9 protein-coding genes and 1 other RNA gene are annotated in these 7,822 nt (G+C 69.9%); all 10 read right to left on the bottom strand.

What is annotated here, in order from left to right; translation table 11 throughout:
- Window positions 1–210: 1-deoxy-D-xylulose-5-phosphate synthase N-terminal domain-containing protein (locus VKA86_15525; protein HKK72616.1), on the bottom strand; the 210-nt coding region annotated here is incomplete at its 3' end.
- 76 nt (window positions 211–286) lie between these two features.
- Window positions 287–739 (bottom strand): divergent PAP2 family protein, encoded by a 453-nt coding sequence (locus tag VKA86_15520; protein ID HKK72615.1) that lies wholly within the window; start codon window positions 737–739, stop codon window positions 287–289.
- On the bottom strand, window positions 739–1,614 hold the full coding sequence (locus tag VKA86_15515) for a farnesyl diphosphate synthase (GenBank protein HKK72614.1): 876 nt from the start codon (window positions 1,612–1,614) through the stop codon (window positions 739–741). Before VKA86_15515 ends, VKA86_15520 begins: the two co-directional genes overlap by 1 nt.
- Window positions 1,611–2,507 carry a bifunctional methylenetetrahydrofolate dehydrogenase/methenyltetrahydrofolate cyclohydrolase FolD gene (gene folD, locus VKA86_15510; protein HKK72613.1) on the bottom strand — a complete coding sequence of 299 codons (897 nt, stop codon included), beginning with the start codon at window positions 2,505–2,507 and terminating at the stop codon, window positions 1,611–1,613. Before folD ends, VKA86_15515 begins: the two co-directional genes overlap by 4 nt.
- Window positions 2,504–3,298 (bottom strand): TIGR00282 family metallophosphoesterase, encoded by a 795-nt coding sequence (locus VKA86_15505; protein HKK72612.1) that lies wholly within the window; start codon window positions 3,296–3,298, stop codon window positions 2,504–2,506. The genes folD and VKA86_15505 overlap by 4 nt, the downstream gene beginning before the upstream one ends.
- A 62-nt stretch (window positions 3,299–3,360) precedes the next feature.
- Window positions 3,361–3,539: non-coding RNA, 6S RNA (ssrS, locus tag VKA86_15500), on the bottom strand.
- Window positions 3,540–3,573: 34 nt separating this feature from the next.
- A complete protein-coding gene (locus VKA86_15495; protein ID HKK72611.1) occupies window positions 3,574–3,945 on the bottom strand; it encodes a cell division protein ZapA in 372 nt (123 codons plus the stop codon).
- 22 nt (window positions 3,946–3,967) lie between these two features.
- Window positions 3,968–4,258 (bottom strand): cell division protein ZapB, encoded by a 291-nt coding sequence (gene zapB, locus VKA86_15490; protein ID HKK72610.1) that lies wholly within the window; start codon window positions 4,256–4,258, stop codon window positions 3,968–3,970.
- A gap of 63 nt (window positions 4,259–4,321) precedes the next feature.
- Window positions 4,322–6,754, bottom strand: coding sequence for a phenylalanine--tRNA ligase subunit beta (gene pheT, locus VKA86_15485; GenBank protein HKK72609.1), 2,433 nt, complete (start codon window positions 6,752–6,754; stop codon window positions 4,322–4,324).
- A 36-nt stretch (window positions 6,755–6,790) separates the two neighbouring features.
- Window positions 6,791–7,777 carry a phenylalanine--tRNA ligase subunit alpha gene (gene pheS / locus VKA86_15480; GenBank protein ID HKK72608.1) on the bottom strand — a complete coding sequence of 329 codons (987 nt, stop codon included), beginning with the start codon at window positions 7,775–7,777 and terminating at the stop codon, window positions 6,791–6,793.
- Window positions 7,778–7,822: the final 45 nt, after the last annotated feature.

Here is a 7,822-nt window from a genome sequence, read left to right as displayed (position 1 = left end):
GATCCGATCGCGCGGAGAGTCGTAGACGTGGTGCAGGGCCACGGTGAGTTCGACGACCCCGAGGCTCGCACCGAGATGTCCTCCCACCGAACTGACGATCTCGATGATCTCGGCCCGTAGCTCGTCGGCGAGCTGCTGCAGTTCTTCGCGGCCGAGGCCCGAGATCTGGTCGGGGGACTCGATCTGCTCCAGTAGACTTCGTTTGGTCATCGATGCTCCTCGGGGCGAACACTCGCACAAGGATAACGAAAACAACGGATTCCGGCCGAGCCCGGATCCGATGGGATCAACCCGGCCTCCAGGCCAGGCCGGCCAGGAGGCCCAGAACCATTCCCACGCCGATGTGCAGGGGCCGGTGCCCGCGGTCCCGCAGGATCTCGGTCACCGAGCGCGTCCACTCCGGGCGCTCGCCGTTGTCCATCGATCGCGCGACGAGGGCCGTCGAACGGCGCCCCCGGTCGACCGAGCGCTGCACACGCACGATGTCGTGCAGAACCACCCCGGAGAACACCATGGACCCCGCGAAGAGCGGAGACCGCACCCCCACGTCGAGCGCGACCACGGTGCAGAGGCAGGACAGGGTGACGGCGTAGAAACTGGGCAGTCCGTTGGTGGTCACCAGCACCCGCAGGGAGGGGCGACGGTTCGCCACACCGTACAGGACGAACTTCAGGAGCTGGGCGCCGACCCCGGCGGCGATCACCAGCTCGTAGGGTGCGACCGTGAACCCGGATGCCATCAGCGGCCTCGCTCCACCAGTCGAAGCGCCAGCGCGCGGACCCGATCGTCGGCGACACCGGACCGTTCCAACGCGACCACGGCCTCGCCGAGGCGTCGTCGTGCATCCTCGCGGGCTCCCTCGACCCCCAGCTCCCCCACGGCCGTCAGCTTGCCCTGGGCCGGGTCCTTGCCGGCACTCTTGCCCAGTTCCTCGGCGCTGACGGTCACGTCGAGCACGTCGTCGACCATCTGGAAGGCCACGCCGAGCTCCACGCCCGCCTCGCGGATCCGCTCCACGCGCTCGTCCTCGACTCCCGCGCAGGCGGCACCCATGGCCGCCGCCGCGCCGAGCAGCCGTCCCGTCTTCAGACGATGGATCCGGAGCATGTCGCCCGCGTGTCCGGTCGCCTCGAGATCGAATTGCTGTCCCGACGCCATGCCGTGGCGTCCCGAGGCCTCGCTCAGCAGGCGGCCCAGGCGGACGGCCAGTTCCGGCGGGCGAACCGCGGCCAGGAGACCGAAGGCCTCGGTCTGGAGCGTGTCGCCGGCGAGGACGGCCGTGGCCTCGTCGAAGCGTCGGTGGCACGACGCTTGTCCGCGCCGGAGATCGTCGTCGTCCATGGCCGGTAGGTCGTCGTGGATGAGCGAATAGGTGTGGATCATCTCCAGAGCACATGCCGCGTTCCACACGGCTTCGTCGCGCGCCGCCCCCGCTGCGTCGTGGACCCAGAGACACAGCACCGGGCGCAGACGCTTCCCGCCTCCGAGGAGGCTGTAGCGCATCGCCTCGACCAGTCGTGGTGCCGCATCGCCGTCGCCCGGCGGGAGACGGTGCTCCAGTGCGGCCTCGACCGCGGAGGCCTCCTCGGCCAGGAGCGGGTCGAGATCGATCACGCCGCCCCGACCTCGCCCGCGTTCCGACGCTCGAAGGCGTCGACGGTGTTCTCGAGCAACATGGCGATCGTCATGGGGCCCACACCACCGGGGACCGGCGAGAGGTGTCCGGCGACCGCGGCCACTTCGGGGTGCACGTCCCCGACCAGCCGCGAGCCCTTCGGATGCGAAGGATCCTCGACGCGGTGGATTCCGACGTCGATCACGGCCGCCCCCTCGCGGACCCAGTCGCGCCGGACCATCTGCGGCTGTCCGGCGGCGGCGATCAGGATGTCCGCCTCGCGACAGAGCGCGGCGAGGTCTCCGCTGCGGCTGTGGGCGAGGGTGACCGTCGCGTCGACACCCTTCGTCGACAGGAGGACTTCCATGGGACGCCCGACGATCAGGCTGCGTCCGAGCACGACCGCGCGGCGGCCCGCGATCGGCACGTCGTAGCGCTGGAGCATGCGAAGACAGCCCAGCGGCGTGCAGGGGACGAAACGCGGGGTGCCGCTGGCCAGTCGTCCCACGTTGTCGGGGTTCAGGCCGTCGACGTCCTTGTCGGGATCGATCCACTCCCTTACTCGGGCGGGGTCGATCTGCTCGGGCACCGGGAGCTGGACCAACAGACCGTCGCGGCCGTCGGCCTCGTTCACCCGACGGACCGCCTCGTACAGTTCGTCGGGACTCGTGGTGGCCGGGAGTGTCACGACTTCACTCTCGATGCCCGTCTTCTCACAGGCCTTGTGCTTGTTGCGCACGTAGACCTGGCTCGCCGGGTCCTCGCCGACCAGGATCACGGTGAGTGCGGGCCGACGACCGAAACGATCCGTCAGCCGCGCTACGCGCTCTGCGAGCGCCGTCCTCCGCTCCTGGGCGAGGGCCTTGCCGTCGACCTTCACCGCCTGGCTCATGACCAACCCTCCGGATCCAGCGGAACGTCCAGGCGCTCGACCGCCGTCGCCTGGCCGCTCCATTCGTCGAGGTCCACGCACAGCCCACAGAGTCGTGCCTCGTCCCGGGCCACTTCGAACCGCGACGGCATCCCCGTCAAGAATTTCCTCAGGACCGCGTCGACGTCCATCCCGATGATCGATCGGTAGGGTCCGGTCATCCCGAGATCGCTCTGGTAGGCCGTGCCCCGGGGCAGGATCCGGGTGTCGGCGGTGGGGACGTGCGTGTGGGTGCCCACCAGGACGCTGACGCGTCCGTCGGCGTACTCCCCCAGGGCCTGCTTCTCGCTCGTGGCTTCGGCGTGGAAGTCGACCAGGAAGAGATCGGCCTCGTCCTCGAGCTCCTCGAGCTTCCGGTCGAGGGCCCGGAAGGGCGAGTCGACCGGATTCATGAACACCTGACCGAGCAGCGAGATCACCCCGACCCGGATCTCACCCGCTTCCACGATCACGTGGCGACGGCCCGGCGCCCCGGGCGCGGCGTTCGCCGGACAGGCCAGGAGCGCCTCGCCGGTCAGGTACTCGTCGCTGCCCTTCTTGTCCCAGATGTGGTTGCCGCCGGTCATGACGTCGACTCCCGCGCCGACGATCTCACGGCCGATCGACTCGGTGAGTCCGAAGCCGGCGGCCGCGTTCTCCACGTTGCAGACCACGAGGTCGGGGCGCCGCTCCTCGCGCACGCGGGGCAACAGCTCGCGCAGTGCGACGCGGCCCGGCCGACCCACGATGTCGCCGATCAGGAGAATGCGCATGCCGGAGATCCAGGGGGGGAAGGCCCCGCGTCGCGCGCGGTTCCGGGTCGAAGTGTACGAGAGGAGGCCCCGCCGAGCCGTGTGCGCGAAACCGGCTCGAACCGATTTCGACCAGGTGGATGCCCTACCGAGACGATCGAGCCTTCCCTTGCGGACTCGCTCTCACGCCCCGGACGGCGGGCTTCCGTGGTTGGAGTGTTGGCTCAGCGCTGTTGGCGCATCACGCACCCGGCAGGGTGACTCCTCTCGAATCGAAGCTTCCGCGGGGTCGCCGCTCAGGCGTCCCCCCGTTCCGAATGTGGGTCCGCGGCCCCGGATCCGCCATCGGCCGCCGTGGATTCGTCCTCCGGCGCCGATTCCGCGTCGCCGATGGTCCGCTCGAGCTCGCTGGCGAGGCGCCGGGCGCGCTCGTGGATCTCGTCGCTCCCCTCCGACCGGCTCTCGCGCTCGCGGAAGAGCTCGTCGGTGATGTTCAGGGCCGCGAGGATCGCGACCCGCAGCGACGTGACCTGGCTGGACGCCCGCGCGACCTCGCGCATGCGGCTGTCCAGGTAGGCGGCCACGCGCTCCACGTGCTCTGGATCGTCGTCCGATCGCACGGTGTAGCGTTGACCGTAGATGTGAACGGTCGTCGTCCCCGGTTCCACGCGGGACCTCCCCGGACCGCGCTCAGTGTTCGGGCGCTTCGTCCAGCTCGCCGAAACGACGCAGGAGCTCTTCGACCCTGCGCTCGATCTCGGCCCGGCGCGTTTCGTATTCCTCGCGCCCCACACTGTTCTGCCGCACCTGCTCCAGCTCGTCGACCAGGCGTGTGTGCGTGCCACTCAATTCCTCGACCTGCTGTTCGAGCTGCTCGCGCTGCCTCACGAGCTGGTCACGCTCCTCCTGCAGCTCGCGGATCCGCCCGATCGCCTGCTCCACGCGGCGCTCGAGGTGTTCGAAGGCATCCCCGTCGATCATGTCGTCACTCCCAGATTGCGGTCCCGGCCGCAGTCTATGCGGTGCGGCCGGTCGCGGGCAAGCTCAGGCCTCTTCGCCGCTCGAGCGGAGTCGGATACCGTGCCGTTCCGAGAGAGCGTCGAGGAGCCGCGCGACCTGCTTGTCGACGTGTTTGTCCTTGAGCGTGCCCTTGGGGCTCCTCAGGGTCAAACGCACGCCGTAGGCGGCGGTTCCTGCGGGCAGGTCCTCGCCCCGGTAGACGTCGAAGAGCTCGCAGGACTCCAGCAGGGGATCCAGGCTCTCGGCCACGGTCGCCCGGATCTCGGCCCAGGGCACGGCCTCGGGCACGACCAGGCTCAGGTCACGCCGCGACGGCGGGAAGGCGGAGAAGGGCGCGTAGCGCGCGACCCCCTCCTGGGCGGTGACGAGGGCCTCGAGGTCGAGTTCGGCCAGCAGCACCGTGTCCTGGACGTCGAGCGCACGGCGCACGCCCGGTGCGACCTCTCCGATCCGGCCCATCGTCTGCTCGCCCTGCACGAGATCCACTGCGGATCCCTCCCGCAGGTAGGGCTCGTCGGCCCCCGGCCGACGCGTGATCTCCACGCCCAGCCCCCCCAGCACGCCCTCCAGATCGCCCAGCGCGTCGAAGGGATCCACAGCGCGGCCCGGCTCTTCGGCGTGCAGCGGGCGGGCGGGACCGCTCCAGGCCACGACCAGCTGCTCCCGCTCGTCGGGGAGAGGCTCATCGGTCCGGGCACGGTAGGTCCTCGCGATCTGGAAAAGCCGGATCGGCCCGGTCCAGCCGCGCCGGCGGTTGCGCTCGACGGTCCGAGCCATTTCCGGGACGGCCGTGGTGCGCAGCTGCGATTCGTCCTGCGCGACGGGATTGAGAACGCCCACCGTCGCCCGTCGCCGATCGTCGTCGGCGAGGCCGAGGGCGTCGGGATCGTCGTCGCGGAAGAAGGCGCTTCCGAGCATCTCGTGGAAACCGCGCGCGGCGAATGCCTGCCGCAGGCGCTGCCGGAAGACCTCGCCGCGACCGCGGGTCGCCGGAACGACCATGGGCACACGCGCACGCTCGGGCAGGCGGTCGAAGCCGTGGTGGCGCCCGATCTCCTCGACGACGTCGACCTCGCCGACCAGGTCGTGGCGGAAGCTCGGCGGCGTCACGCGCACCGCGGGTGCATCCCCGTCGACCGGGTCGGCGCCGATGTCGAGCCCACGCAGGATGCGCGTCACCTCGCCCATCTCGACGTCCACGCCGAGCAGGCGGCGGACCTGCGAGAGCCGCACGGGGAACGACTCCGTTCGATCGGGCCGGGCACCGGTCGCTTCCACGACCACTTCGTGCACGCGTCCGCCGGCGACCCGCTCGATCAATCCGGCCAGACGGGCACTCGCCCACGGCACCAGATCGTGGTCGACACCGCGTTCGAAGCGGTAACTGGCGTCGGTCGACAGGGTCTCGGCCCGGCGGCCGCGGCGCACGGTCTGCGGATCGAAGACCGCGACCTCGAGCAGCAGGTTCTTCGTGCTCTCGTCGACCTCGCTTCCGGCACCGCCCATGATCCCGGCCAGGGCCAGGCCGCCCTCTTCGTCGGCCACGAGCAGGTGGTGATCGCGGAGTGTGCGCTCGGTGTCGTCCAGTGTCGTGAAGCGTTCGCCCTCGGCCGCGCGCCGCACCACGATCGTTTCGCCGTGGACCTTGTCGCGATCGAAGCAGTGGTTCGGATGCCCGCATTCGTGCAGGACGTAGTTGCTGGCGTCGACGATCGCGTTGATCGGTCGCTGACCGATGGCCAGCAGGCGACGGCGCATCCACCAGGGCGACGGCCCGACCTCGACGTCGTCGATCAGACGACCGCGGAACCGCCAGCAGCCCTCGGCGTCGTCGATGCGGATCCGCCAGCCGGAGTCCTCCTCGACCACGGGCACGTCGGCGTCGACCTCCGGGATGCGCAACTCGCCGCCGTAGTAGGCCGCCAGCTCGCGCGCCACGCCGATGTGGCTGAGCCAGTCGGGACGGTTCGGCGTGACCTCGAACTCGATCACCGTGTCCTGCACGCCGTACAACTCGTCGAAGGGCGTGCCCGGCGCGGCCTCGGTGTCGAGCACCATGATGCCGTCCTGGGCCTGGCCCAGGCCGAGTTCCTTCTCGCTGCAGATCATGCCGAGCGAGACCTGTCCGCGGATCTTGCTCTTCTTGATCCGGAAGTCGCCCGGCAGGACGGCGCCCACCTTCGCCACCGGAACGCGCTGACCGGCAGCGACGTTCGGGGCTCCGCAGACGATGCCCAGCGTCTCCCCCCCGGCGTCGACCCGGCACACCCGCAGCCGGTCGGCGTCGGGGTGCGGTTCGGCTTCGAGCACGCGCCCGACGACGACGTCCGGGAAGGACAGGTCGAAGTGCTCGACCTCTTCCACCTCGAGTCCGAGCAACGTGAGGCGCTCGCAGATCTCGTCGAGGTCCTCGGGCAGGTCGACGAGCTCACGCAACCAGTTCAGGGAAAGTTTCACGGGTGGATCCTCCGGTGGGCGTCGCGCGCGGACCGATCAGAACTGCCGCAGCAGGCGGATGTCGTTGTCGAGGAGCAGGCGGATGTCGTCGATGCCGTGACGGACGAGGACCATGCGCTCCACGCCCATACCGAAAGCGAAGCCCGTCCAGCGCTCGGGGTCGACGTCGGCATTGCGGAACACGTTCGGGTGCACCATCCCGGCACCCATGATCTCGAGCCAGCGCCCGCCGCGCTCGCTCTCCCACCACAGGTCGACCTCGACGCTCGGCTCGGTGAACGGGAAGAAGTGCGGACGGAAGCGAAGGGTCTTGTCTTCGCCGAAGAAGGTGCGCACGAAGTGGTGCACGGTCGACTTCAGATCGGCCAACGAGACGTCGTGGTCGACGAGAAGGCCCTCGATCTGGTGGAACTCGGCGGCATGGCTCGCGTCGGGCTGCTCCTGCCGGTACACGCGTCCGGGGACGACCACGGCCAGCGGCGGCTCGGTCTCGCGCATGGTCCGGATCTGCACCGGCGAAGTCTGCGTGCGCAGGACCACTTCTTCGTTCACGTAGAAGGTGTCCTGCAGGTCCCGGCTCGGGTGGTCGTCGGGAAAGTTCAGCGCCGTGAAGTTCAGCGCGTCGAGTTCCACCTCGGGACCGCCGACGCGGGTGAAGCCGAGGCCGTGGAAGATGTCGCAGACCTCCTCGATGACCTCGTAGACCGGATGCAGGCTCCCGCGCAACGCGCCGCGCGCGGGCAGGGTGAGGTCACCGGCGAAGGGTGCGGCGTCCCGTCGTCCCCGGAGGCTCTCCTGCCGTGCGTCGACGGCTGCCTGCAGCTCGACCTTGGCGCGGTTCAGCGCCTGACCCGCCGCCGGGCGGTCCTCGGCGGGCATCGAACCCAGGCCGCGGAGCAACCGCGTGAGCTCGCCCTTGCGTCCGAGGTAGTGCACGCGGAGCGCGTCGAGTTCGTCGAGGTCCTCGGTGGCGTCGATCCGAGCGCGGGCCTCGCGAACGAGGGTGTCGATCTCCTGCTGCACGGTCCGGTCCTCCGGAGTCGGTTCGGAACGAGAGCGCCTCGACCC

This window comes from Candidatus Krumholzibacteriia bacterium, assembly GCA_035268685.1.
Classification (GTDB): Bacteria; Krumholzibacteriota; Krumholzibacteriia; order JAJRXK01; family JAJRXK01; genus JAJRXK01.
The sequence above is the reverse complement of the archived record's forward strand: the minus strand, read 5'-3'. Positions and strand labels throughout refer to the sequence as shown.

What these genes read in the sequence shown, in the direction of transcription:
- VKA86_15505 (HKK72612.1), bottom strand. Translation starts at nt 3,298, where the DNA reads ATGCGCATTCTCCTGATCGGCGACATCGTGGGTCGGCCGGGCCGCGTC.
- VKA86_15520 (HKK72615.1), bottom strand. Translation starts at nt 739, where the DNA reads ATGGCATCCGGGTTCACGGTCGCACCCTACGAGCTGGTGATCGCCGCC.
- folD (HKK72613.1), bottom strand. Translation starts at nt 2,507, where the DNA reads ATGAGCCAGGCGGTGAAGGTCGACGGCAAGGCCCTCGCCCAGGAGCGG.
- zapB (HKK72610.1), bottom strand. Translation starts at nt 4,258, where the DNA reads ATGATCGACGGGGATGCCTTCGAACACCTCGAGCGCCGCGTGGAGCAG.